This is a genomic window from Micromonospora sp. NPDC048868, from assembly GCF_043198195.1.
GTDB lineage: Bacteria > Actinomycetota > Actinomycetes > Mycobacteriales > Micromonosporaceae > Micromonospora > Micromonospora reichwaldensis.
In genome coordinates this window covers 1-22,334 of the sequence record NZ_JBICUN010000011.1, presented here as the reverse complement: position 1 = coordinate 22,334, position 22,334 = coordinate 1, and the positions used below count along the sequence as shown (strand labels likewise).

23 protein-coding genes are annotated in these 22,334 nt (G+C 75.1%); 14 read left to right on the top strand and 9 right to left on the bottom strand.

The genetic code is table 11. The features are described from left to right. The first annotated feature begins 163 nt into the window (after positions 1-163). Positions 164-478 carry a hypothetical protein gene (locus tag ACGFNF_RS18865; RefSeq protein ID WP_393169514.1) on the top strand — a complete coding sequence of 105 codons (315 nt, stop codon included), beginning with the start codon at positions 164-166 and terminating at the stop codon, positions 476-478. A gap of 73 nt (positions 479-551) precedes the next feature. Here the strand turns inward: ACGFNF_RS18865 and ACGFNF_RS18860 are convergent, their stop codons facing one another. Both ACGFNF_RS18860 and ACGFNF_RS18855 read right to left on the bottom strand, forming a co-directional pair. Further along, positions 552-896, bottom strand: coding sequence for an STAS domain-containing protein (locus ACGFNF_RS18860; RefSeq protein ID WP_357579797.1), 345 nt, complete (start codon positions 894-896; stop codon positions 552-554). A 58-nt stretch (positions 897-954) separates the two neighbouring features. Then, positions 955-1,299 (bottom strand): STAS domain-containing protein, encoded by a 345-nt coding sequence (locus ACGFNF_RS18855; protein ID WP_393169512.1) that lies wholly within the window; start codon positions 1,297-1,299, stop codon positions 955-957. A gap of 248 nt (positions 1,300-1,547) precedes the next feature. Between ACGFNF_RS18855 and ACGFNF_RS18850 the strand changes: the two genes are divergently transcribed. From ACGFNF_RS18850 to ACGFNF_RS18830, 5 genes are all read left to right on the top strand, one after another. Next, positions 1,548-3,308 (top strand): PP2C family protein-serine/threonine phosphatase, encoded by a 1,761-nt coding sequence (locus ACGFNF_RS18850; RefSeq protein WP_393169369.1) that lies wholly within the window; start codon positions 1,548-1,550, stop codon positions 3,306-3,308. Beyond that, positions 3,305-4,357: a B12-binding domain-containing protein gene (locus tag ACGFNF_RS18845; RefSeq protein ID WP_393169367.1), complete on the top strand. Its 1,053-nt coding sequence runs from the start codon at positions 3,305-3,307 to the stop codon at positions 4,355-4,357. The genes ACGFNF_RS18850 and ACGFNF_RS18845 overlap by 4 nt, the downstream gene beginning before the upstream one ends. A gap of 85 nt (positions 4,358-4,442) precedes the next feature. Then, entirely contained in the window at positions 4,443-4,790 is a 348-nt protein-coding gene (locus ACGFNF_RS18840) for an STAS domain-containing protein (protein WP_393169365.1), read from the top strand. A 70-nt stretch (positions 4,791-4,860) separates the two neighbouring features. Further along, the gene (locus tag ACGFNF_RS18835) at positions 4,861-5,307 is read left to right on the top strand and encodes a response regulator (protein WP_151454808.1); all 447 of its coding nucleotides are present in this window, start codon (positions 4,861-4,863) and stop codon (positions 5,305-5,307) included. A 161-nt stretch (positions 5,308-5,468) separates the two neighbouring features. Further along, complete coding sequence (locus ACGFNF_RS18830; protein ID WP_393169363.1) at positions 5,469-6,017, top strand: ATPase; 549 nt, start codon at positions 5,469-5,471, stop codon at positions 6,015-6,017. A 40-nt stretch (positions 6,018-6,057) separates the two neighbouring features. Here the strand turns inward: ACGFNF_RS18830 and ACGFNF_RS18825 are convergent, their stop codons facing one another. The 3 genes from ACGFNF_RS18825 to ACGFNF_RS18815 all read right to left on the bottom strand — a co-directional run bounded on the left by ACGFNF_RS18825 (position 6,058) and on the right by ACGFNF_RS18815 (position 8,834). Continuing rightward, entirely contained in the window at positions 6,058-6,900 is an 843-nt protein-coding gene (locus ACGFNF_RS18825) for a hypothetical protein (protein ID WP_393169361.1), read from the bottom strand. Between the two features lie 394 nt (positions 6,901-7,294). Continuing rightward, positions 7,295-7,723: an OsmC family protein gene (locus ACGFNF_RS18820; protein ID WP_089000686.1), complete on the bottom strand. Its 429-nt coding sequence runs from the start codon at positions 7,721-7,723 to the stop codon at positions 7,295-7,297. Positions 7,724-7,880: 157 nt separating this feature from the next. Beyond that, positions 7,881-8,834 (bottom strand): serine/threonine-protein kinase, encoded by a 954-nt coding sequence (locus ACGFNF_RS18815; RefSeq protein ID WP_393169359.1) that lies wholly within the window; start codon positions 8,832-8,834, stop codon positions 7,881-7,883. A 171-nt stretch (positions 8,835-9,005) separates the two neighbouring features. Between ACGFNF_RS18815 and ACGFNF_RS18810 the strand changes: the two genes are divergently transcribed. The 3 genes from ACGFNF_RS18810 (at position 9,006) to ACGFNF_RS18800 (ending at position 11,631) form a co-directional block, all read left to right on the top strand. After that, positions 9,006-9,239, top strand: a complete 234-nt coding sequence (locus tag ACGFNF_RS18810; RefSeq protein WP_327028105.1) for a hypothetical protein — start codon at positions 9,006-9,008, stop codon at positions 9,237-9,239. A gap of 180 nt (positions 9,240-9,419) precedes the next feature. Further along, positions 9,420-10,166 carry a response regulator transcription factor gene (locus ACGFNF_RS18805; protein ID WP_393169356.1) on the top strand — a complete coding sequence of 249 codons (747 nt, stop codon included), beginning with the start codon at positions 9,420-9,422 and terminating at the stop codon, positions 10,164-10,166. Positions 10,167-10,194: 28 nt separating this feature from the next. Next, the gene (locus ACGFNF_RS18800; RefSeq protein WP_393169510.1) at positions 10,195-11,631 is read left to right on the top strand and encodes a sensor histidine kinase; all 1,437 of its coding nucleotides are present in this window, start codon (positions 10,195-10,197) and stop codon (positions 11,629-11,631) included. A gap of 105 nt (positions 11,632-11,736) precedes the next feature. On the opposite strand, the gene ACGFNF_RS18795 is transcribed toward ACGFNF_RS18800, so the two are convergent. After that, positions 11,737-12,591, bottom strand: a complete 855-nt coding sequence (locus ACGFNF_RS18795; RefSeq protein WP_393169354.1) for an arginase family protein — start codon at positions 12,589-12,591, stop codon at positions 11,737-11,739. A gap of 37 nt (positions 12,592-12,628) precedes the next feature. Between ACGFNF_RS18795 and ACGFNF_RS18790 the strand changes: the two genes are divergently transcribed. Continuing rightward, positions 12,629-13,312: a helix-turn-helix domain-containing protein gene (locus ACGFNF_RS18790; protein WP_393169352.1), complete on the top strand. Its 684-nt coding sequence runs from the start codon at positions 12,629-12,631 to the stop codon at positions 13,310-13,312. Between the two features lie 133 nt (positions 13,313-13,445). Here the strand turns inward: ACGFNF_RS18790 and ACGFNF_RS18785 are convergent, their stop codons facing one another. Beyond that, on the bottom strand, positions 13,446-13,892 hold the full coding sequence (locus ACGFNF_RS18785; protein WP_393169350.1) for a VOC family protein: 447 nt from the start codon (positions 13,890-13,892) through the stop codon (positions 13,446-13,448). Between the two features lie 138 nt (positions 13,893-14,030). On the opposite strand from ACGFNF_RS18785, the gene ACGFNF_RS18780 reads away from it, so the two are divergent. The 4 genes from ACGFNF_RS18780 (at position 14,031) to ACGFNF_RS18765 (ending at position 19,643) form a co-directional block, all read left to right on the top strand. After that, positions 14,031-14,180, top strand: coding sequence for a hypothetical protein (locus tag ACGFNF_RS18780; RefSeq protein WP_165947858.1), 150 nt, complete (start codon positions 14,031-14,033; stop codon positions 14,178-14,180). 9 nt (positions 14,181-14,189) lie between these two features. After that, positions 14,190-15,614 carry a methyltransferase gene (locus ACGFNF_RS18775; protein ID WP_393169348.1) on the top strand — a complete coding sequence of 475 codons (1,425 nt, stop codon included), beginning with the start codon at positions 14,190-14,192 and terminating at the stop codon, positions 15,612-15,614. Between the two features lie 94 nt (positions 15,615-15,708). Further along, positions 15,709-17,751 (top strand): sulfatase-like hydrolase/transferase, encoded by a 2,043-nt coding sequence (locus ACGFNF_RS18770; RefSeq protein ID WP_393169508.1) that lies wholly within the window; start codon positions 15,709-15,711, stop codon positions 17,749-17,751. A gap of 608 nt (positions 17,752-18,359) precedes the next feature. Next, on the top strand, positions 18,360-19,643 hold the full coding sequence (locus ACGFNF_RS18765) for a citrate synthase (protein WP_357580978.1): 1,284 nt from the start codon (positions 18,360-18,362) through the stop codon (positions 19,641-19,643). Positions 19,644-19,793: 150 nt separating this feature from the next. Here ACGFNF_RS18765 and ACGFNF_RS18760 read toward each other — a convergent pair whose 3' ends face one another. Both ACGFNF_RS18760 and ACGFNF_RS18755 read right to left on the bottom strand, forming a co-directional pair. Next, positions 19,794-21,188, bottom strand: a complete 1,395-nt coding sequence (locus tag ACGFNF_RS18760; RefSeq protein WP_393169345.1) for a glycosyltransferase family 4 protein — start codon at positions 21,186-21,188, stop codon at positions 19,794-19,796. A gap of 322 nt (positions 21,189-21,510) precedes the next feature. Next, complete coding sequence (locus tag ACGFNF_RS18755; protein WP_393169343.1) at positions 21,511-22,185, bottom strand: fasciclin domain-containing protein; 675 nt, start codon at positions 22,183-22,185, stop codon at positions 21,511-21,513. Positions 22,186-22,334: the final 149 nt, after the last annotated feature.

Genomic DNA, 22,334 nt, shown 5'->3' with positions numbered 1-22,334 from the left:
CCGTCGGCGCCGGCACCGAAACGGACGCCGACGGCCGAGCCGGTGACGCCCGGATGGGCGGCGGGACAGCTTCATCCGGCGGGGGTGAGGGGCGGTCACCCGGCGGGAGCCGACGATCGCAGCGGACCGGAGAACTTCCGAGCACGCGGAAGGACAGGTCGTGATGAAGCGGATCGTCGAGATCGTTCCCGCCCGACCCGGCTGGTACGCCCGCTGGCGCCTCTCGCCCGAGGACACCCGCTGCTACCCGGTGAGCCTGTGGGCGCTGCTGGAAGAGGGCGACGGCTCGGGTCGTGAGGTGGTCGGGGTCGACTGCATCGGGCAGTGGCCCGGGGCGGACGACAACGAGGCGGGTGGGGTGTTCGTCCGCTATCTCTTCCAGACTCCCGATTCCGGGCCGCCGGAGGACGCCGAGCCGCCGACGACGGGGCAGCGGCAGACCACCGGGCCCCGGCTGCAACCGCTCACCGCGCCCTGATCCTCACTCCGGCCCCCGGCCCCTGGTCCCAGGGTCGGGGGCCACCCCTCGCCCGCGCGGAGCCCGGCCGGCCTCAGCCCGCCCGGCGGGCGGCGCCGTCGCTGCCGCGTTCCACCGCGAGCAGCTCGGTCAGGCCGGTGCGGTCGAGCAACTGCTGGAGCTGGGGGCCGACTCCGGTGAGTCGGACCGCGCCCGTGCCGTCGTGATGGGCGGTCAGGAACGCGCTGAGCCCGGACGAGTCGCACAGGCTGACCCCGCTCAGGTCGAACAGGAGCTCCTGGTAGCCGTCCCGGCGCAGCTCGGCGGCGGCGGCGACGAGCTCCGGGGCGGTGTCGAAGTCCAGCTCACCGGCCAGCCGGAGCCGGGCGCGCCCGGCGTCGAGCCGGGTCACCTCGATGGTCAACAGCTGAGCGGCCATGCGCCCATGTTCCCAGCCGCGGGCCCGGGTGCAAAGCCGGGGGGCCGGGCGGAGCGCGTCAGGCCGTGCCGGCGGTGCCCTCCGACGCCACCAGGCCCTCGCCGAGCGGCCGGGCGAGCAGGCCCGTGACGCCGGTCATGTCGAGGATCGTCGCCAGGAACCGGGGCACGGCGCACAGCCGGAGGGCGGTGCCGCACTGCTGCCCCTCGCGCCACGCGTGCACGATCACTCCCAGGCCGGTGCTGTCGATGAAGAGCAGGCCGGTGAAGTCGAGGACGAGGGCCGGCGGGGCGTCGGCGAGGATCCGGTCGACCTCGGCGCGTAGCGGCCCGGCGGTGGTGTAGGCGAGGTCGCCCCCGACCCGGATGAGCGGTGCGGCGGGATCCGACCGGTCGATGGTCATGCTCAACGGAGTCGCCTCGGGTTGGCTCCCACGGGACAGCACGATCACGCCCTTTCGCAGGCCGCCGACGGGCGGGGATGCAGGGATCGTAACAACGCGCCGCAGGTCCCGCCGGGCACCGAGCGCCGACCGCACGACGGGCGTCGGGTGGCGTTCGCGGCACACGGGCGTAGGGTGGGTGCGAGAGATCCGACCACCTGTGCTGCCTCCCGGTGGTACGGGTTTCGACAAGGAGTGGGGCTCAGCCGGTGACTGCTGCGGACGTCCGGGACTCAGATCCCGGCGACGGGCGGGTCTCCACCCCGAGTGCCGCACGGGCCACGGCGTGGTCCGCCGGCGCCCCGGCACGCCCGGCCTCCGCGCTCCCCGCACTGGCGGCCGACCGGGAGCACGCGGCGCCCGACTGGTCCGAGGTCGTCGAGCACTTCCGCGAGGGTCTCGTCGTCTGCGACGCGCAAGGCGTCGTCCGGCACGTCAGCCCGGTGGCCGAGCGGCTGCTGCCCGAGGTCACCCCGGGCGAGCTGCTCGTGGCGGCCAACCTTGCCGGGCTGACCGCCGACGGCGAGTTCACCCACCGCGACCGCCGGCTGCGCGTGCGCCGGGTGCCGCTGTCGGCCGCCCGCTGCTGCTGGTATGTCGAGGACGTCACCGAGAGCGTCACCCGCGCCGACGCCCTGCTGGCCGAGCGGGCCCGCTCGGCGTTCCTGGCGGTCGTCGGCGAGAAGCTCGGCAATCCCCTGCACCCGGACCGGGCCGCCGCGGCGGTGGTCCGCCTCGCCGTGCCGACGCTGGCCGAGGTGGCGGTGCTGGTGCTGGCACCCCGTTCCGGTCGGGCGCGCTGGTGGCGGGCCGCCCGCAGCGACGACGACGCCCCGGTGGTGGACAGCGGCATCCTGCCCGCCGTCGACCTGCCCGCGGCGATCACCGAGGGGCTGGACGGCGGGGAACCGCACACCCTCGACTGGCTGGCGGAGCAGGCAGCGGAGGCCGGCTGGCTGCCCGGGCTGACCGCGGCGGAGGCCTGCGTACGGGTGGTGCCGCTGCCCGGTCGCGACGCCCCGGCCGGCGTGCTGCTGGTCGCGCGGCGCGTCGAGCGCTGGTACGACGAGGCCGACGTGGACCTGGCCCGTGCCTTCGCGGCCCGGGCGGGGGCGGCGCTGACCACGGCGCTGCTCTACCGCGACCAGGCCGAGGTCGCCGACACGCTCCAGGCGAGCCTGGTGCCGGTGGAGCCGGCCGAGGCGACCGGGGTGCAGTGGGGCACCGCCTACCGGCCGGCCCAGGCCGGGTTGCGCATCGGCGGCGACTTCTACGGCTCGCACCGGCTGGCCGACGGCGGCTCCGTGTTCTTCCTGGGCGACGTCTCCGGCAAGGGCGTCGAGGCGGCGGTCTTCACCGGCCAGCTGCGTCAGTGCCTCCAGGCGCTGCACCGGGTCGAGTCGCAGCCGGGGCGCCTGCTGAAGCTGCTCAACGACGCGCTGCTGGAGACCAGCCAGGCGCAGGGGCAGGGGCGTTTCGCGACAATGGTGCTGGGAGTGGTCCGCGCGCACCGCGAGGGCGGCCTGACCCTGACCCTGGCCGGCGGCGGGCATCTGCCGCCGCTGGTGCTGCGCGGCTCCGGCGAGGTCGAGCCGGTCCCGCTGTCGGGCATGCTGGTCGGCGTGGTGCCTGATCCCCGGATCGGGGAGGTGACCGTCCGGCTGGAGCCGGGGGAGACCTGCCTGCTCTACAGCGACGGGGTGACCGAGGCGCGCGGCGGTCGCCGCGGCAACGAGCAGTTCGGCACGGAGCGGCTGGTGCACGCGGTCACCGGCTGCCAGCGGATGCCCGCGCCCGCCCTGGCCGAGCGCGTCGAGCAGGTGACCTGCGACTGGCTGGCCCACGGCGACCACGACGACATCGCCGTGCTCGCGCTGCGCGCGACCGGTCCGGGCGGGCGTACGGCCAGGCACCTGCACGCGGTGCCCGACGCGAGCGGCGCCGCCGAGGCGAGGGAGACCCGGCCGTGACCGCCGCCCCGACCGCCGACGCCACCCCGGCAGGCGCCTGGCCCGGATACCTGGACTCCCTCCAGGAGGCGGACGAGTACGCCGCCATCGAGGTGGCCACCGGCCTGCTCGAGGCCGGCGTGCCCGCCGAGCGCGTCCTGCTCGACCTGGTCGCCCCGGCGCAGGCCGAGGTGGGGGAGCGGTGGGCACGCAACGAGTGGAGCGTCGCCCAGGAGCACGCCGCGACGCACATCAGCGAGCGGGTGGTGGCGGCGGTGGCCGCGTACGCGAATCCGCGCCCGACGCGGGGCAGGGTGGTGGTGGCCTGCATGGACGGCGAGTGGCACGCCCTGCCGCCCCGGCTGGTCGCCGAGGTGCTGCGGCTGCGGGGCTGGCAGGTCACCTTCCTCGGCGCGAGCGTCCCCGCCCCGCACCTGGTGTCGTACCTGCACCGGCACGACGCCCACGCGGTCGCGCTCGCCTGTGCGCTGCCGATGCGCCTGCCGCACGCGCACCGCATGATCGAGGCGTGCCGGCGCGTGGACGTCCCCGTGGTGGTGGGGGGCCGGGGGTTCGGCGCGGACGGCCGCTGGGCCCGGCGGCTCGGTGTGGCCTGGGCGCCCGACGCCCCGACCGCCGCGAACCTGATCGGCGACGAGCGCGCGCTGCGCCGCGTCCCCCCGGCGGAGTTGAGCCACCTGGCCGACGACGAGTACACCAGCCTGCTCAAGCGGCGCGGTGAGCTGATCGACGGCGCGCTGGCGGACCTGCGGGAACACGACCCGGGGACGCGTGACTACACGCCCAGTCAGCTGGACTCCACCGTCAGCGACCTGGGCTACATCGTGGACTTCCTGGCCGCCGCGCTCTATGTCGACGACGGCTCGCTGTTCACCGAGTTCGTCGACTGGCTGGTCGAGATCCTCACCAGTCGGGGTGTGCCGGCCCCCGCCCTGGGGTCGACTCTGGAACACTACGGGCGGGTCCTGCGCGACTTTCCGCGGGCCGCGCGGTTCCTCGGGGCGGCGCGGTCGTCCCTGGTCAGGGCGGGCGACTCCGGGGCGCGATGAGCGCCGGTGCGGCCGTGTCGGGTGCCCCTGCTTATACTTGCCACACTGCAAGCATCCGCCTGCGGTGAAGCGAGGGGGTCCAGGGGTGACGTTCACGGTCACGTACGCCGACCGCGACGGCGGGGCGACGCGCCTGCGGCTGGCCGGCGAACTCGACCTGAGCACCGCGCCCGAGCTCAACGCCGCCATCGACCGGCTTGTCGACGCCGGCGAGCGCCGCCTGCTGGTGGACCTGACGGAGCTCACCTTCTGCGACTCCACCGGGATCGCCGCCTTCGTCCGGGGCGACAACCGGGTCGCCGTTGACGGCGGGTGGCTGCGGGTCACCGGCGCTACCGGCCGGGTCGACCGCGTGCTCCAGGTGACAGGGCTGGCCGAGGTGCTGAGACACGAGTCCGGCAGGGCCGACCCGACGGCGCGGTCCGCCAGTTGATGGGCTAGATTTCCCCGCCGGCACAGAGCGCCTCGCGATTCTCCGTTCCACCGACCCGAAGCAGGTAGTGATGGGTGCAGACACCCCGAGTCCGGTTCGCATCCTGGTGGTGGACGACGACCCGGGCGACGTGTTGATGATCGAGGAGGCCCTCGCGGACTCCGACGTCGAGAAGGTCATCGACGTCGTCAGCGACGGCCAGGAGGCGATGGAGTTCCTGCGCCGCGAGGGGCGGCACACCGACGCCCGGCGGCCGGACGTCATCCTGCTCGACCTGAACATGCCCCGGATGGACGGGCGTCAGGTGCTCGGCGAGGTCAAGGGCGACGAGGACCTGCGTACGATCCCGATCGTCGTGCTGACCACCTCCAACGCCGACACGGACATCGTGGGCAGCTACACGCTCCAGGCCAACGCCTACGTCACCAAGCCGATCGACCTGGACGACTTCAACGACGTGGTGCGCCGGATCGACGAGTTCTTCGGCCGGGTGGTCGTGCTCCCGAAGCGCTCCTGAGGCGCCCCCGGGCGGATCGGCCCCGTCGGGTCGCGGCGACGCGCCCGGCCTTGCGGGCGTCCGCATGGTGAACATTTTTCCCGAAGCCCCTCCGCTGCCGCCCCCAGCGCCGAGGATCCAGGGTGGGGAAGGAAACCACCGGCTGCCTGGGGGGCGACAGTATGAGGTTCTGCGTCGTGGAGACCGGCTACGACCAGCGGCAGGTCGATTCCTGCCTGGACGAGATCGGCGTCCGGCTGGCCCGGCTCGCCGCCCGGACGGAGGGCGCCGCGAGGGCCGGTCGCGAGTGGGACGAGATCCGTGACGAGGCGACGGCGCTGCGCGGCCTGCTCGAACGGCTGGACCTCGGCGACGCGGACCGGGCCCGGCGCGGCGCGCACGACGCCGATCGCGAGGCGGTCGACCTGCTGGCCCGGGCGCGGGTCGAGCTCGACGCGGCCCGGGAGGAGGCCCGGCAGGTGCGCGAGCGCGTCTACGCCGAGGCCGTGCAGGCCCGCCGGGACTTCGAGGAGGCGCTGTACGCCCGGCGCAGGCGCGAGGCCCGGGTGGACCGGATCCTCGACGGGCTGACCGTCGAACCGGTCCCGGCGGACACTCCGACCGCCGCGGCCGGCGTGCCCGGCAGCGGGGTGCCGGCGACCCGGATCGCCGCCCGGGGCGGCGCGGACGCGTCCAGCGAGCCGCCGGGCGGCCGCGCCGGCATCCGCTGACCCTCGCCCGCCGGGGACCGGCGCGGTCAGCCGGCCGCCGTCAGGTCAGCGCGGCGACGACCGTGGTGGCCAGGCCCTCGTGCTGGGCGTACGCGTCGGGGAAGGCCGAGACCTGCACGGCCTGGGCGGCGCCGGCCACGCTCATCTGCTGCCAGCCAGGGACGTCCCGCAGCGCCTCGTAGAAGGCCCGCGCGGCGTACGACGGGCGCATGAGCTCGCGTACGGTGCCCCAGCCGCTGCTCGGGCGCTGCTGGAACAGGCCCACGGAGTCGTGGTCGGAGCCGCTGCCCTGGTGCGGGTACCGGCTGGACTCCGGAAGCACGTCGCTGGCGAGGTTGTAGAGCCGGCTCTCCTGCATCGCGGTCGCCACAGCCACCACCATGGCGCGGCGGGGCATCTTCAGTTCGGCGCCCACGTCGACGATGATCTTCGCGTTGTCCATCTGCGCCTGGGTGAGCCCGGCGACCGGTCGTGGGCGGGGTGGCGGGGCCGGCTTGCGCGGGGCCTTGCGGGTGGCCGAGGGGGTCGGCTTCGGCGTCGGGCTGGGGCTGAGCGTCGGCGAGGGCGAGACGGCCCGGTCCAGGGACCGCGAGGCGCGGTCGTCGTCGACGGCCCGCTCGGCCAGCGCCTCGGCCACGGGTTCCCGCGCGGCGTCGGCGTCATCGCGCGTGCCGGCGAACGCGGCCACGCCGAGGCAGCAGGTCACGCCGGTGGCGAGCGCGACCCGGACGGGGGTCGAGGAGAGCAGGGCCCGGCCGCCGCGACGCTGCCGTTCCGCAGCGCGATGACGGCCGGTCGTCCGTTCGGTCGAGGCGGGATCGTCCGGGCGGGTGGCCGGGCGATCCTGGGTCAGCTTCTGGTCGAGGGGATCGTCGGGGTGCACCCGCCGAGGCTAGAAAGGCGAGCGCGTCTTGCCATCGGCCTGGTTGGTGGCATGCGCCACAATTTGCGCCGATCTGCGGGCCGATTACCCCCGGCGGGTCATCAACGCCGCCAACCGCCCTTGTCGACTCTTTCGCATATATCCGATTAGGGATAGCTAAGCGGGCGGAGAGCCGATAGCGGGCTCGGGTGCCGGGCCGCCGCCGAGCCTCCACCGAACGGTGGAGGCCGCCGTGGGCCACCCGCCCGACCGCCCGTCGGCCCCCGAGGCGACGGCGCAGGCCGTCCCGGCGGCGGTGGTGCGGGTCGTCCCGGCGGTGGTGGTGCGGGTCGTACCGGCGGCGGTGGTGGAGCTGCCGCGCGTCGTAGGGACCTGGGACCGCCGGCAGGCCGGGTCAGTGCCGGCCGTTCTCCGCCGGGGTGACGGTGAGCCGGTGCCGGCTGCCGTCGCCGCTGGAGAAGGGCCACAACCGGTCCGCGTGCTCGACCAGCTCGGCCAGCTGTTGCCGGCTCAGCCCCGCCGACGAGATGGAGGCGTGCACGTCGGCCCGGTACCGGCCGTCGTCGTCGCGCCCGAGCTTCGCCTCCGCGCGTACCTGCACGGTGTGCGCCTCGTCCGTGATCTCGCCCGCCGCCTCCACCGCCGCGTGGTGCAGGCAGGACGCGAAGGCGGCGGCGAGCAGTTGCTCCGGGGTCAGCCCCGAGCAGTGCGGCGCCAGTGGGGACGCCAGGGCCGTGGACAGGCTCCCGTCGTCGGTGCGTACGTGGCCGCCCTCGGCGGTCGCGGTGGCCGTCTCGTTCAGCCAGGAGCTCGATTCCGGCATCGCGTTCCTCCCGTCGCTCACCCGCCCGGCTACCCGGCCCCCGGACGGTGAAACGCGGGCGACCGGTGGGCGGCCCGACGGACGCCGGACGGAAGCGGCCCCACGACGCCGGCCTGGCCGGACCGCGCAAGGAGGCTCAGCCGGCGCAGGAGGGGGCTCAGCCGGCCTGGGTGGACCAGTCGGGAACGGGGGCCGCCTCGGTCGCCTCGGTCGCCGCCCGCTCGGTCCACGGCGACATCGACCCGACGCGCTGTCGGGGCGCCATGGGCAGCCCCAGCGGCACGTACACGCGGGCGTCCACCGCCTCCGCCAGCAGCAGGGCCGCCATCAGGCTGGACGGCCGGTCGGCCGGGTCGTCGGCCAGGCAGCTCGCGCACAGGTCGGCCACCTCCGGCGGCAGCCCCTCGATCTCCGGCAGCGGCAGCGGCGGTTGCCGCAGGCGCGCGCCGAGCAGCTGGGTCGGGGTCGTGGTGCCCGCCTGGTACGGCAGCCGCCCGGTCAGGCAGTAGTAGAGCAGGACGCCGAGGGCGTACATGTCGGCGGCGGGTGTGACGGGCGCCCGTTCCAGCTGCTCCGGCGCGAGGTAGGCGGGCGTGCCGACCACCATCCCCTCCGGTGACCGGTCCGGGGTGCCGGACGGGGTGGCGATGCCGAAGTCGAGCACCTTCACGCCGGCCGGGGTCAGGATCACGTTCGCCGGCTTGACGTCGCGGTGCACGATGCCGTGCGCGTGCGCCGCGGCCAGCGCGGCGCTCACCTCGGCGCAGACCCGTACGGCGATGCGCCAGTCCAGCGGCCCGGCCCGCAGGTGCGCGGCCAGCGTCTCGCCCTCGGCGAGTTCCATGACGATGTAGGGCAGCTGGCCCTCGGGGCCCGGCCCGCAGGTGCCGAAGTCGTGCACGGAGGCCACGTTAGGGTGCACCAGCCGGGCGGCGGAGCGGGCCTCCGCGCGGATGCGCTCCACAGAGGTGTCCTGGCCCTCCTGCCCGGGGGACATCACCTTCACCGCGACCGGCCGGTCCAGCACCGCGTCGTGGGCCCGCCAGACCTCCGACATGCCGCCGATGCCGATGCGCTGTTCGAGCCGGTATCGCCCGTCCAGCGTTCTCATCGACCGCTCCCTGCTCTTCCTGGCCCGTCCCTCGACAGGTCCCCAGGGCAGCGGTACCCGACCTCCGATCAGGGCAAACCGCTGCCGGATCCGGGCGGGGCCGCCCACCGCTGCGGTAGCTTGCGAGCCAGGGCCGCTGCGGGGCGGCACTGCGGGAAGGCGGGCGCGCGGATGAGCGAGGTGACCGTACGCTTCGTCGGCGGCCCGGCCCACGACCTGGTCCGGGCGGTGCCCGCCGAGCCGGACGGCTCCCCGCCGGCGCACTGGATCCTGCGTCACCCCGACGGCGCCGGGCCGGCCACGGCCGGCGGACCGGACCACCTCTACCAGCGCGAGCAGCCCACCGGCGGCGGCACCTGGACGATGCGCTTCGTGCACACCTACCCGGTGGGCATGACCGAGTGAGCTCGCCCGTCGCCCGTCGGGTGGGGCGGCCAGCGGTCGTGGTCGGGCCACCACGGCGGCGACGACCACCGCCACGTACCGGGCGGCGGGTCGCCCGGCGCCGGACGGGGCGGCCGGCACACAGCGGGGGCACAGGTGGCGTACAAGCCGGACACAGCGGCCCGGCGCACGATGGGGGCCATGGTGACGGACGGGCAGGTCGGGGCGGGCCGGGTCGAGCTGCGCCGCCCCGACGGGGAGCCGGTGCGGGTGCTGGTGGTCGACGACGAGCCGACCCTGGCCGACCTGCTGTCGATGGCGTTGCGCTACGAGGGCTGGCAGGTGCGTACGGCGGGCGACGGCACGTCGGCGCTGAATGCGGCGCGGCAGTTCCGGCCGGACGCCGTGGTGCTCGACGTGATGCTGCCCGACCTGGACGGCTTCCAGGTGCTGCGCCGGCTGCGTGAGCAGGCCCCGACGGTGCCGGTGCTCTTCCTGACGGCGCGGGACGCGGTGGAGGAACGGATCGCCGGGCTGACCGTCGGCGGCGACGACTACGTCACCAAGCCGTTCAGCCTGGAGGAGGTGATCGCCCGGCTGCGGGCGCTGCTGCGCCGCTCGGGCTTCGCCGTCGCCGCCCACCCGGACGCGGTGCTGACCGTCGGCGACCTCAGCCTCGACGAGGACAGCCACGAGGTACGCCGCGGCGGCTGCCCCGTCACGCTGACCGCCACCGAGTTCGAGCTGCTGCGCTACCTCATGCGCAACCCGCGCCGGGTGCTCAGCAAGGCGCAGATCCTCGACCACGTCTGGAACTACGACTTCGGCGGCCAGGCCAACGTGGTGGAGCTGTACATCTCGTACCTGCGGAAGAAGATCGACGCGGGCCGGAAGCCGATGATCCACACGCTGCGTGGCGCGGGGTATGTCCTCCGGCCGGCGGAGTGAGCGGGCCGCCGGCCGGCTGCGCCACCGGCTGGCCGGGGTGTCGCTGCGGACCCGCCTGGTGGTCATCCTGGTAGCCCTGCTGGCCCTGGTCAGCGTGGCCATCGGCGGGATCACCACGGTCGCGCTGCGGCAGTTCCTGATCGACCGCGTCGACGACCAGTTGACGCCGATGCGGACCGGTCCCGGTCGGGGCGTGCCGTCGCCCTTCGAGGCGCCACCCTTCGGGCCGGACGCCCGGATTCCCCGGGGCCTACCGCCGGGGACCGTCGCCGCCGAGGTGGCCGACGGCCGGGTGGTCCGGGCCTGGACCCTCGCCGACCGGGAGGAACGCGCCGTCCCCGCCGGGGACCTGGCCGGCCTCGCGGACCTGCCCACGGACGGCCGGCCCCGCACCCGTGAGCTGGGCGAGCGCGGTGCCTACCGGGTGGTGGCGCGCCAGCTTCCGGGCGGGACCGTGCGGGTGCTCGGCCTGCCGCTGTCGGGCGTGTCGGAGACCGTCTGGTGGCTGGTCGCCGCGCAGGCCGGCGTGGCGACCGCGGGGCTGCTCGTCGCCGGCGGGGCCGGCGCCCTGATCGTGCGGGCGACCCTGCGCCCGCTGCGCCGGGTCGCCACCACCGCCGGCCGGGTCAGCGAGCTGCCCCTGGACCGCGGCGAGGTCGCGCTGTCGGTGCGGGTGCCGGCCGCCGACACCGACCCGCGCACCGAGGTGGGGCAGGTGGGCGCGGCGCTGAACCGGATGCTGGGGCACGTCGGCGCCGCGCTCGCCGCCCGCCAGGCCAGCGAGACCCGGGTACGCCAGTTCGTCGCCGACGCCAGCCACGAGCTGCGTACGCCGCTCGCGGCCATCCGGGGGTACGCCGAGGTCGCCCGGCGCGGCCGGGACGAGGTGCCGCCCGACGTGGCCCACGCGTTGCGCCGGGTCGAGTCCGAGAGCACCCGGATGACCCGCCTCGTCGACGACCTGCTGCTGCTCGCCCGGCTCGACTCGGGCCGGCCCCTCGTGGTCGAGCCGGTGGACCTGTCCGCGCTGGTGGTGGACGCGGTCGGCGACGCCCACGTGGCGGGGCCGGAGCACCGGTGGCGGCTCGACCTGCCGGACACCGTGGTCCGCGTCCCCGGCGACCCGGCCCGGCTGCACCAGGTGCTGGCGAACCTGCTGGCCAACGCCCGGGTGCACACCCCGCCCGGCACCACGGTCACCACCACCCTGCGGGTCGACGGCGACGTCGCCGTGCTCGGCGTCGCCGACGACGGGCCGGGCGTGCCGCCAGCGCTGCGGGCCGAGGTGTTCGAACGCTTCTCCCGGGGCGACAGCTCCCGGTCCCGGGCGCAGGGCAGCACCGGCCTGGGCCTGGCGATCGTGGCCGCCGTGGTGGAGGCCCACCACGGCACGGTCGAGCTGGACGGTCGGCCCGGCCGGACGGTGTTCACCGTCCGGCTGCCGGGAGCCAGCTCCGGCGGGTGACCCGTGCCGGGCCGCGCCACGGGCCGGCTCCGGCGGGTGACCCGTGCCGTGCCGGGCCACGGGCCGGCGCCGCGGTGACCGTCGGGCGGGCCGGACGGGCGGCGGTCAGTCGGCCAGCAGTTCGGCGAGGGCCTGCCCGACACGCTCCGCGTGCCGCCCGTCGGGGTCCTCGTCGGCGTTGAAGTCGGTGACGCTCATCCCGATCAGCCGACCCGAGCGGACCAGTGGTCGGGCCAGCGCGATGAGGTCGGCCCAGTCCAGCCCGTCCGGCTCGGGATAGCTGACCGCCGGGAGCACCAGCGGGTCGAGCACGTCGAGGTCGAGGTGCAGCCAGGCCGGCGTCGTACCGACGGCGAGATCCCGGCCCACCGCCGCCGCGTCGGCGCCCCGCAGCCGGGTGGCCGGCACCAGGTGCACGGCGGGGTCGATCCGGGAGGCCTCCTTCCCGTCCGTCGCGGCCCGGTCGAGCGGCCGGTGGCCGAGCAGGTGCACCTGGTCGGGGTCGACCAGCGGCCCCTCCCGGTCGAGGACCCCCGCCGGGCCGTGGTCGGTGACGATCGACAGGTCCATGTCCGCCGCCTCACCGGTGGGTGAGGTGCGGCCGTCCTCGAAGTCGAGGTGGGCGTCGAGGAACCACAGGTCGAAGCCGGCGGGCAGCCCCGCCAGGATGCCGGGCAGGATCGCGCAGTCGCCGCCGAGCACCAGCGGATGCCGTCCCGAGCCGATCAGCGTCGTCGTGCTGGCGGCGATCGCCCGGCCGGCGCGGCGCACCTGGTCGACGCCGATCACCCCGGTCTCCGGGTCCCGTACCGGGTCGGTGATCAGGGCGTCGACCGCGCCGGCGTCGGCCGCGCCCAGCCGGCCCAGCAGCCCGGCGGACCGCAGCGCGGCGGGCGCCCGGTGCTCGCCCCGGCCGCGTCCGGAGGAGTCGAGGGGAGCGTCCAGCACCGACCATCGCACACCCGGAGGCTAGCCCGGCCGTGGCAGGCTGGGCGGCATGTACCGGGAACGTCCGGCCGGGTTCGCCGGCGCGGTGCTCTGGACCAGCGCCACGACGGCGGGCGCCGCACCGACCAGGGTGCTCCCCGACGGCTGCCTCGACCTGCTCTGGTCGAGTCGCGTCGGGCTGCTGGTGGCCGGGCCGGACCGCAGGGCGCACCTCAGCGGTGGCGGGCCGGCGGAGCGCTGGGTGGGGCTGCGGTTCCCGCCGGGCACCGGGCCCGCCGTGCTTGGCGTACCGGCCGTCGAGCTGTGCGACCGCAGGCTCGCCCTGGCCGACCTGTGGGGCGAACGGGAGGCCGCCCGGCTGACCCGGCGGGTGGAGGCGGATCCGGTCGCCGCGCTGACGGAGATCGCCGTACGGCGGCTGGGCGCGGCCGGCGGGCCCGATCCGCTGGGAACCCGGGTCGCCGCCGCGCTGGCCGCCGGCGGCACCGTCGCCGCGATCGCCGCCGGGGCGGGCCTCGATCCGCGCGCCCTGCACCGCCGCTGCCGGCACCTGTTCGGGTACGGCCCGAAGACCCTGGCCCGGATCCTGCGGATGCGGCGGGCGCTGGCGCTGGCCCGCGCCGGCACCCCGCTGGCGGAGGTGGCGGCCCGCTGCGGCTATGCCGACCAGGCCCATCTCACGCGGGACGTGCGCGACCTGGCCGGGGTGCCGCCGACCGCCCTGTTGCGCTGAACCCTCGGCGATCTTCCCGGCCGGGCGAGCGCTGACGCTCCGCGCGTTCCCGGTGCGGTGCCGCGTGGATCCGCACCATCGCCCACGGGGCCCGACGGGTCGAGTGCCGGTGTCCGGCGGGGTCGATCCGCGTTCAGCTCGCGGCGAGCGGGGCGAACAGGTCCACGCCGTTGCCGTCGGGGTCGAGCACCACCGCGTACCGCTGGCCCCAGTAGGCGTCCCACGGGGGCAGGTGACCCTCGTGGCCCTCGGCCACCAGCTCCGCGTAGAGCCGGTCCACCTCCGCCGGGTCGGCGCACAGGAAGGCGAGGCTTGCCCCGCCGCCGCCCCCGGGCTTCCAGTCGGGGTCGAACGCGCGGACGGTGTCGGCGGTGTCCCAGGCCAGCCGGATGCCGCCGGGCAGGGTGACCTCCACGTGCGGCGCGGTGTCTGCGTCGGCGGGGATGTCGAGGCCGAGCCGCCGGTAGAAGGCGAGGGAGCGGGACAGGTCGCTGCTGACCATGCCGATGAGATCGAGTCTGGGTGCCATGGCTCCCACCGTAGGGAGGCTCCCGGCGCCCGTCTTGAACGAAACGGACAACCGGGCGGAGTGTCGGGTGTGCCCTTCACGACCGGGACGATCGGCGTAGCGTGTCAGACAAGTCCGGCTTTACGGGCAAATCCCTCAAGGATCCTGCCCGCGTACGCCGACATCGAGACGCGAGGGAAGGAGCGGTCGGTGGAACACCTGGCCTACCTGGACGCGGGGTCCGGCAGCCTGATCGTGCAGGCGGTGGTCGGCGGGGTGGCCGGCGCCGCGGTGGCGGCCAAGCTCTACTGGCGGCGACTGGTCGACCGGTTCCGCCGCCAGCCCACCGACCAGCGCTGACCCCGGCCGATGGCGAACTCCCGCACCGGCCTGCGCGCCGAGCCAGCCTCCTTCCGCGACCCCGCCAACCGGGTCTTCCACCTCGACGGCGACGTGCTGCGCGGGTTGGACGAGCAGGCCGCCGGGGAGTGGCGCGCGCTGACCGCCAGCGAGTTCTTCCCACCGCTGCTCGCCGCCGGCAAGGTGTGCGGCACCGAGGCGGTCGACTCGCCGGCCGTGCCGTCGGCCGACCGGTGGGCAGCAGTCCTGCGCCACGAGCGCATCCCGTTCGTCTCCCACCCGTACGAGTGGTCCTTCACCATGCTGCGCGACGCGGCGCTGCTGCACCTGGAGATCCTGCGGGCGGCCCTGCCGGCCGGGTTCACCACGAAGGACGGGTCGGCCTACAACCTCCAGTGGCGGGGCGCCGAACCGGTGTTCATCGACGTCGGCTCGTTCACCCCGGCCCGCGACGGCGAGCCCTGGGCCGGCTACCGGCAGTTCTGCCAGACGCTGCTCTACCCGCTGCTGCTCGGCGCCCACCTCGGGGTGGACTTCCAGCCCTGGCTGCGCGCCCGAGTCGACGGCATCGAGCCCGAGCAGATGCGCAGGCTGTTCGGCGGCGTCCGGCGGCTGCTGCCCGGCGTGCCCACCCACGTGCACCTGCACGACGCCATGCAGCGACGCAACGCCCGGGCCAGCACCGCCGACGTGCGGTCCCAACTGCGGGCCGCCGGCTACTCGCGGGAGTTGGCGCTGGCCACCGTACGCGGCATCGAGAAGCTCGTCCGGCGGCTGGAGCCCCGCCGCACGGCCAGCCACTGGGTCGACTACCAGCGCACCTGCGCGTACACCGCCGACGACCGGGCCGCGAAGGAACGCTTCGTCGCCGAGGCGCTGGCCGACGGACCACGACCCCGCCTGGCGCTGGACCTCGGCGCCAACGACGGCCGGTACGCCCGCCTCGCCGCCCGGCACGCCGACTACGTCGTCGCGGTCGAGCAGGACCCGGGCGTCGTCGACGGGTTCTACCGGGACCTGCGCGCGGCGGGGGAGCGGCGGATCCTGCCCCTGGTGATGGATCTCGCCGACCCGTCGCCCGGCGGCGGCTGGCGCGGCGTCGAGCGGGCCTCGTTCGCGGACCGGGTGGAGGCGGACGCGGTCCTCGCCCTGGCCGTGGTGCACCACCTGGCGATCGGGCGCAACGTGCCGCTGCCCGAGGTGCTGGACTGGCTCGTCGGGCTCGCCGCCCCGGGCGCCCGGGTGGTGGTGGAGTTCGTCCATCCCGAGGACCCGATGGCCCGGCGGCTGCTGGCCAACAAGCCCGAGGGGCTCTTCCCCGACTACCGGCCGGCCGAGTTCGAGCGGCTGCTCGCCGCGCGCTGCCGGATCGCGCGACGACTCGACCTGCCCTCGGGCACCCGGACGCTCTACGCGGCGGTCGTGGGTGGCTGAGCCGGCGCCCCCGGACGGCACGTGCGGCGACCGGCTGTCGGGCGACGGGCCGTCGGGCGAGCGGGTGTCGGGCGAGCGGCCGTCGGGCGAGCGGGTGTCGGGCGAGCCGTCGTCGGGCGACCGGGTTTCCGAAGGCCGGGTTTTCGGTGGCCGGCCGGGCGGCTGGCGTACCGAGTTGGGTCGGTTGGCCGAGGTGGCGGGGCTCGTCGGGCTCGTGGTCACCCAGCCGCTGCTGGACGTCCTCGGGCGCAGCCCCGACTTCTTCCTGTTCCACCGGGCCGACCGTGGGGAGATCATGCTGCTGGTGGCGTTGGTCGCGCTGGTGCCCACCGCCGCCGTCGCGCTGCCCGGCGCGCTGTCCCGCCTGGCCGGACGCACCGCCCGCTCGGCCACGCACACCCTGCTGGTCGGCCTGCTGCTCGCCGCGCTGGCCGTGCAGATCGGCCGGCACGGTACGCCGCTGCGGGGCGTACCGCTGCTGCTGCTCGCCGCGGTGGCCGGGGCCGCCGGGGCCGCCGCGCACCAGCGCTGGCGCGCGCCCGGGCGGATGCTGCGGCTGGCCGCGGCCGGGCCGCTGCTGTTCGTGGGGCTGTTCGTGTTCGCCTCGCCCACCTCCACGGTGGTGCTGCCCCGCGGCGAGGGCGGCGCCGCCGGGGTGGCCGGGCCCGGCAACCACCCGCCCGTGGTCGTGCTGGTCCTCGACGAGTTGCCCCTGGTCTCCCTGCTCGGCGCGGACGGGCGGATCGACGCCGCCCGGTTCCCGCACTTCGCGGAGCTGGCCGGCGGCTCCACCTGGTACCGCAACGCCACCGGCGTCAGCGGCTGGACGCCCTACGCGCTGCCGGCCATGCTCACCGGCCGCTACCCGCAGCGGGCGGCGGCGCCGCACTACTCGCAGTACCCGGACAACCTCTTCACCGCCCTCGGTGGCCTGTACGACGTCCGCGCCGAGGAGAGCATCACCCGGCTCTGCCCGCCCAGCCGCTGCGAGCAGCCGGTCAGCCCGGAGCAGGGGATGGGCGTGCTGATCCGGCAGGCCGGCGGGCTGCTGCGCCAGGTCACCGCCCCCGTCGACAGCCGCGTCGACCCGGAGGACTCGTACCGCGAGCAGACCCGCGCGGAGGCGGGCATCGACGCCGCCGAACCGGTGCCGGCGGACCCGAAGTTCCGCTGGGACAGCCTCGACGACAACCAGCCGGCCCGCTTCACCAGCTTCCTCGCCGGGCTGCGGCCGGCACCCCGGCCCACCCTGCACTTCCTGCACCTGCTGATGCCCCACTCGCCGTGGGCGTACCTGCCGTCAGGGGCGCGCTACGACGCCCCGCCGGACCTGCCGAACGACGGCGACGGCTGGGCCGAGCTGGCCCGTCGGCGGCACCTCGCGCAGCTCGGCTACACCGACCGGCTGATCGGGGAAACCCTGCGTACGCTGCGGTCCACCGGCCTCTACGACCAGGCCCTGCTGGTGGTCACCGCCGACCACGGCGTCAGCTTCACCCCCGGCGCCCAGGGCCGGGGCATGGGCGCCATCCTGACCGCCCCCGACGAGGTCGCCTGGGTGCCGACGTTCGTCAAGACCCCTGGCCAGCGCGCCGGCCGGATCGACGACCGGAACTGGCAGCACGTCGACCTGCTGCCCACCATCGCCGACGAGGCGGCCATCCGGCTCCCGGGGCCCGTCGACGGCCGGTCCGCCCGGCAGACCCCGCGCGCCGAGGCGGGCAAGGTCTTCTACGACCGCCCCGGCCAGCCGACCGCCGTCGCGGGCGGCGTGCCGGCCCCGATCGCGCCGCCCGCGCCCCACCCGCTGGTGGGCGCCGCCGTCGGCGACCGCCCGACGGGCGGCACCGCCCGGGTCGCCGACCTGGCCGCATTCGGCGCGGTGGACCCGGACACCGGACGGCTGCCGGCCGCCGTCTGGGGCGACGTGCCGGACGACGTACCCGACGGCACACCCCTCGCGATCGCCGTCAACGGCCGGATCGGCGCGGTCGTTCCCGTGGTACCCCGCGACGCGGGCGGCCGCCGCTTCGCCGCCCTGCTCGCCGACGACCGCCTCTTCCACGCTGGCGCCAACCGCCTCACCGTCTACCGCGTGGCCCCCGACAACACCCTCCTCACCCTCACCCTCACCTGACTCCACCGCCCCGCCCCGGGCCCCGCCCAGATCTGCCCCACTCCGCCCGGACCCGGCCTGGGCCCAGCTCCGCCTCAGCCCCGGCCCCGCCCAGGCCCGGCCCCGCCCTGCCGAGGCCCTGCCCGGCCTGCGCTTCCGCCCGGCCCGCGCTTTCCGCGCCCTTCCCCAGCGTTGATCATGAGGTTGTTGCCCTGGAATGCGTTTTCCGTAGGCAAAAACTTCATGATCAACCTGCGCGGCGCGCGCGGCGCGGCGCGGGGTGGGGTGGGGCGGGGCGGGGCGGGCAGTGCGGGGCGGCGCGGGCAGTGCGGGACGGCGGGGCAGTGTGGGGCGGCGGGGCGGCGCGGGGCAGTGCGGGGCGGCGGGGTGGGGTGGCGCGGACAGTGCGGGGAGGGGTGGCAGCGAGGGCGGGGCGGTGGGTGGTGTGGTGTGAGGTGGGGTTGGTTGGCGGTTGTGCGTCCGGATTGCGCGGGTTTCCCGGGTCGCTGGTCGGGAATCGGGTGACGCATGCCTCACCGTCGAACCACGACGGGCGGTATCTCCTCGACCGTGATTACGGTAAAAGCGAAGGCAATTCAACGCAGATCTGCCGGCGAAGCGAGGGAAACATGACGGAAGTCAAGCTCGATCACCCCGGTGGGCAGCTTTCGATGCCGGTGCAATCCGCGGTCGAGGGCCCCGCCGGCATCGGGGTGGGCAAGCTGCTGAAGGAAACCGGGATGACGACGTACGACCCCGGTTTCGTCAACACCGCGGCCTGCTCGTCCGACATCACCTACATCGACGGCGACGCGGGGATCCTGCGTTACCGTGGGTACCCGATCGAGCAGCTCGCGGAGAAGTCCTCCTTCCTGGAGGTCTCCTACCTGCTGATCTACGGTGAGCTGCCGACCCAGCAGCAGTTGACCGAGTTCACCGAGCGGATCCGCCGGCACTCGCTGCTGCACGAGGAGATGCGCCGCTTCTTCGACGGCTTCCCGCGCGACGCGCACCCGATGGCCGTGCTCTCGTCGGCCGTCAGCGCCATCTCCACCTTCTACCAGGACAGCCTGGACCCGTTCGACTCCTCGCACGTCGAGATGTCCACGGTGCGGCTGATGGCGAAGGTGCCCACCATCGCCTCGTACGCGTACAAGAAGTCGATCGGCCAGCCGCTGCTGTACCCGGACAACTCGCTGGGCTACGTGGAGAACTTCCTGCGGATGACCTTCGGCGTGCCGGCGGAGCCGTACGAGGTCGACCCGGTGATGGCCAAGGTGCTGGACATGCTGTTCATCCTGCACGCCGACCACGAGCAGAACTGCTCCACCTCGACCGTGCGGCTGGTCGGCTCCAGCAACGCGAACCTCTTCGCCTCGGTCTCGGCGGGCGTGAACGCGCTCTTCGGCCCGCTGCACGGCGGCGCCAACCAGGCCGTGCTGGAGATGCTGGAGAAGATCCAGGCCGACGGCGGCGACGTCCAGTCCTTCGTACGCAAGGTGAAGGACAAGCAGGACGGCGTGAAGCTCATGGGCTTCGGCCACCGGGTCTACAAGAACTACGACCCGCGCGCGGCGATCGTGAAGAAGGCGGCCCAGGACGTGCTCGGCCGGATGGCCAAGCCCGACCCGCTGCTGGACATCGCCATGCAGCTGGAGGAGATCGCCCTCGCCGACGAGTTCTTCGTCTCCCGCAAGCTCTACCCGAACGTGGACTTCTACACCGGCCTGATCTACAAGGCCATGGGCTTCCCGACCAAGATGTTCACGGTGCTCTTCGCGCTGGGCCGGCTCCCCGGCTGGATCGCACAGTGGCGCGAGATGATCAACGACCCGGAGACCAAGATCGGCCGGCCGCGGCAGATCTACACCGGTGCCCCCGAGCGGGCGTACACCCCGTTCTCGGAGCGCTGAGTTCCGGCCGTACCGACGCCGAAGGCCGCCGACCCCGCACGGGTCGGCGGCCTTCGGCGTGTCGTACCCACCGCCGTCGCGCCCGACGGGGTGTAGGGAAGGGCCCCGTCCTATGCGAAAAACGATAGGAAGGGGCCCTTCCCTGCACCGTCAGCGGAGGCCGGCGGCGGCGAGCAGGTTACCCTCGGCGATCGACGGCACGGCGCGTCCCCGGGTCACCCGCTCGGCGGCGAATGCCGGCGCGGTGGCGATCGCGGCCGCGTAGGCGGTGGCCGTACGCTGCGCGATGGCCGACCAGCCGTAGCGCTCGTGCACCATGACGCGGGCCCGGCGGGCGAGCTGGCGGGCCCGCTCCCGGTCCGACAGCAGCGCGTCGATCGCGTCGGTCAGCCCGTCCGGGTCGTGCGGCCGGAAGGTCATCCCGGTCACCCCGGGCTCGACGATCTCGGCGAGCCCGCCGGTCGCGGCGACGGCCAGGGGCGCGCCGGCGGCGGCGCCCTCCAGGGCCACCATGCCGAACGGCTCGTAGATGCTCGGCACGGCGAAGCAGTCCGACGCGGCCATCACGGCGGGCAGGTCGGTGCCGCCGAGGAAGCCCGGCAGGCTGACCGTGCCGCCGAGGCCCAGGCGGTGCACCTCGGCCTCCAGTTCCGCGCGGTACGGCCCGTCGCCGACGATGACGGCGCGCAGCCCGGGGTGCCGCTCGCGCAGCCGGGGCAGCCCGGCGATCAGGTGCTGCACGCCCTTCTCGTAGACCAGCCGGCCGGCGAAGGTGACAAGCGGCCCGTCCCCGGCGAAGCGGGCGCGGGCCTGCGCCACCGCGGCGGCCGGGACGCGCCAGCGGTGCGGCTCCACGCCGTTGGGCACCACGTCGACCCGGCCCGTCGGCACGCCGAACAGCCCCGTCACCTCGTCACGCATGTAACCGGAGCAGACGATCACCCGGCCCGACTCGCCGGCCAGCCAGTGCTCGACGCCGTGGATGGTGCGGTTCATCTCTTCGGGCAGCCAGCCCTGGTGTCGGCCGGCTTCGGTGGCGTGGATGGTGCTGACGAGGGGGATGTCGAGGTGTTCGCGCAGGGTCATGGCGGTGTGGGCGACGAGCCAGTCGTGGGCGTGGATGACGTCGTAGGTGCCGGCTTCGGTGGCGCGTAGGGCGGCGCGGGTGAGGGTGTGGTTGAAGGCCATGGTCCAGGCGAGCAGGGAGGAGGTGGCCAGGGGGAAGGTGACGGGGTCTTCGGCGGCGCGGACGATGCGGACGCCGTCGGCGTACTCCTCGAGGGGTGCGCCGTCGGTGTGGCGGGTGACGACGGTGACCTCGTGGCCGGCGGTGGCGAGGGCGACGGAGAGGGCGTGCACGTGCCGGCCGAGTCCGCCGACGAGGACCGGCGGGTACTCCCAGGAGAGCATGAGGATGCGGCGGGTCTGCGGGGGCGTGCCCGTCGTTCCGGACTGCGTCGGGACCTGGGGCCGGGAGGTGAGGGTGGGCCGGTGGACCCGACCCGGGGTGCTGGTGGGCTGCTCGTCGACCCGCAGGGTCGTCACAATCGATCTCCGTCCGTGCATGGTGGGACGCGCCGGCAGCGGTGGCGGCGGAACGGTGCTGAGGAATGGCCGAATGGCCGGGCCGGGACGCGCGGGCGCGCCCCTGGGAACAAGCAAAGGGCATGACGACCGTTCCCGCATCTCGAAAGGGGCCAAGGTGACGGAGGACACCTGAAAGTGCCGGTTCGTGTCAGTCGGGTGGATTCCGGTCGTCGGCCGACCGGGTGCGGAGGCGGCGGGACCTGCGGCGACCGCCCCGGGGACGGGGACGGCCGCCGACCCCCTTGTGCGGGGTCGACGGCCGTCCGTCGGGCAGCACCGCTCAGTGGGCGTGGTCCTCCTCGTGGGCGGTCTCCGGCAGGTTGCCGAGCACCTTGTCGATCACGTGGATCCGGGCGCCACCGGCCCGGTAGTCGGCGCAGATCGTCTCGGCCCGGTCGGCCAGCCGGACGCCCGACCCGGCCGGGGCGACGGCGAGGGTGGTGCCCGCCAGGGTGGTGACGGTACCGGCGGACGCCAGGTCGGCCACCGGGCGGGCCCCCGCGACCAGGTGCTCCTTCAACAGCCCGCGCAGTGTCGCGGTGTCCTTGAGCAGCAGTTGGTCCAGGTTGGCGGTGGAGAACCTGGCCCGGAAGGCGTCGTCGGTGGGGGCGAGGATGGTGAGCCCGCCCGCGGCGGACAGCTCCTCGGTCATCCCGGTGGCCCGCACCGCCGCCTCGAACATGGTGAGCACGGGAATCCAGGTCAGGGCCTGGGCGGGGGACCGGTCCACCAGCGAGCCCGGACTACCCGGCTCGGTCCCCGAGGGCAGCGCGTCGCACAGCGGTCCGGTGACCGCGACCGGTGTGCTGCCGCCGGTGCGGTCCGCCGCGGCGGGGGACTCCTGCGAGCCGGTGCATCCGGTCACCGCGACCAGGAGGGCCAGGGCCGCCCCGGCCGCCGCCCGCCGACGGCGGGCGGCCCGGGGCACAGGGCCGGGGATGAGGGTCTCGGACACGGTCTCTCCACTCCAGTACCGGTACGGCAGGTGCCGGGGGGGGGGGGGGGGGGCGGCCGCCCCCCGCCCCCCGGGGGGGGGGCCCCGGGCGCAACAGACGGCCCAGGCCCACCGCACGGACGCACAACGGCGTTTGGGAGAGCAGCTGA

Bases quoted from the DNA above. Each gene is read 5' to 3' on its own strand.
- ACGFNF_RS18790 (WP_393169352.1), top strand. From the start codon at position 12,629: ATGTACCGGGAACGTCCGGCCGGGTTCGCCGGCGCGGTGCTCTGGACC.
- ACGFNF_RS18855 (WP_393169512.1), bottom strand. From the start codon at position 1,299: ATGACCATCGACCGGTCGGATCCCGCCGCACCGCTCATCCGGGTCGGG.
- ACGFNF_RS18805 (WP_393169356.1), top strand. From the start codon at position 9,420: ATGGTGACGGACGGGCAGGTCGGGGCGGGCCGGGTCGAGCTGCGCCGC.
- ACGFNF_RS18765 (WP_357580978.1), top strand. From the start codon at position 18,360: ATGACGGAAGTCAAGCTCGATCACCCCGGTGGGCAGCTTTCGATGCCG.
- ACGFNF_RS18865 (WP_393169514.1), top strand. From the start codon at position 164: ATGAAGCGGATCGTCGAGATCGTTCCCGCCCGACCCGGCTGGTACGCC.
- ACGFNF_RS18835 (WP_151454808.1), top strand. From the start codon at position 4,861: ATGGGTGCAGACACCCCGAGTCCGGTTCGCATCCTGGTGGTGGACGAC.
- ACGFNF_RS18815 (WP_393169359.1), bottom strand. From the start codon at position 8,834: ATGAGAACGCTGGACGGGCGATACCGGCTCGAACAGCGCATCGGCATC.
- ACGFNF_RS18775 (WP_393169348.1), top strand. From the start codon at position 14,190: ATGGCGAACTCCCGCACCGGCCTGCGCGCCGAGCCAGCCTCCTTCCGC.
- ACGFNF_RS18860 (WP_357579797.1), bottom strand. From the start codon at position 896: ATGGCCGCTCAGCTGTTGACCATCGAGGTGACCCGGCTCGACGCCGGG.
- ACGFNF_RS18810 (WP_327028105.1), top strand. From the start codon at position 9,006: ATGAGCGAGGTGACCGTACGCTTCGTCGGCGGCCCGGCCCACGACCTG.
- ACGFNF_RS18820 (WP_089000686.1), bottom strand. From the start codon at position 7,723: ATGCCGGAATCGAGCTCCTGGCTGAACGAGACGGCCACCGCGACCGCC.
- ACGFNF_RS18830 (WP_393169363.1), top strand. From the start codon at position 5,469: ATGAGGTTCTGCGTCGTGGAGACCGGCTACGACCAGCGGCAGGTCGAT.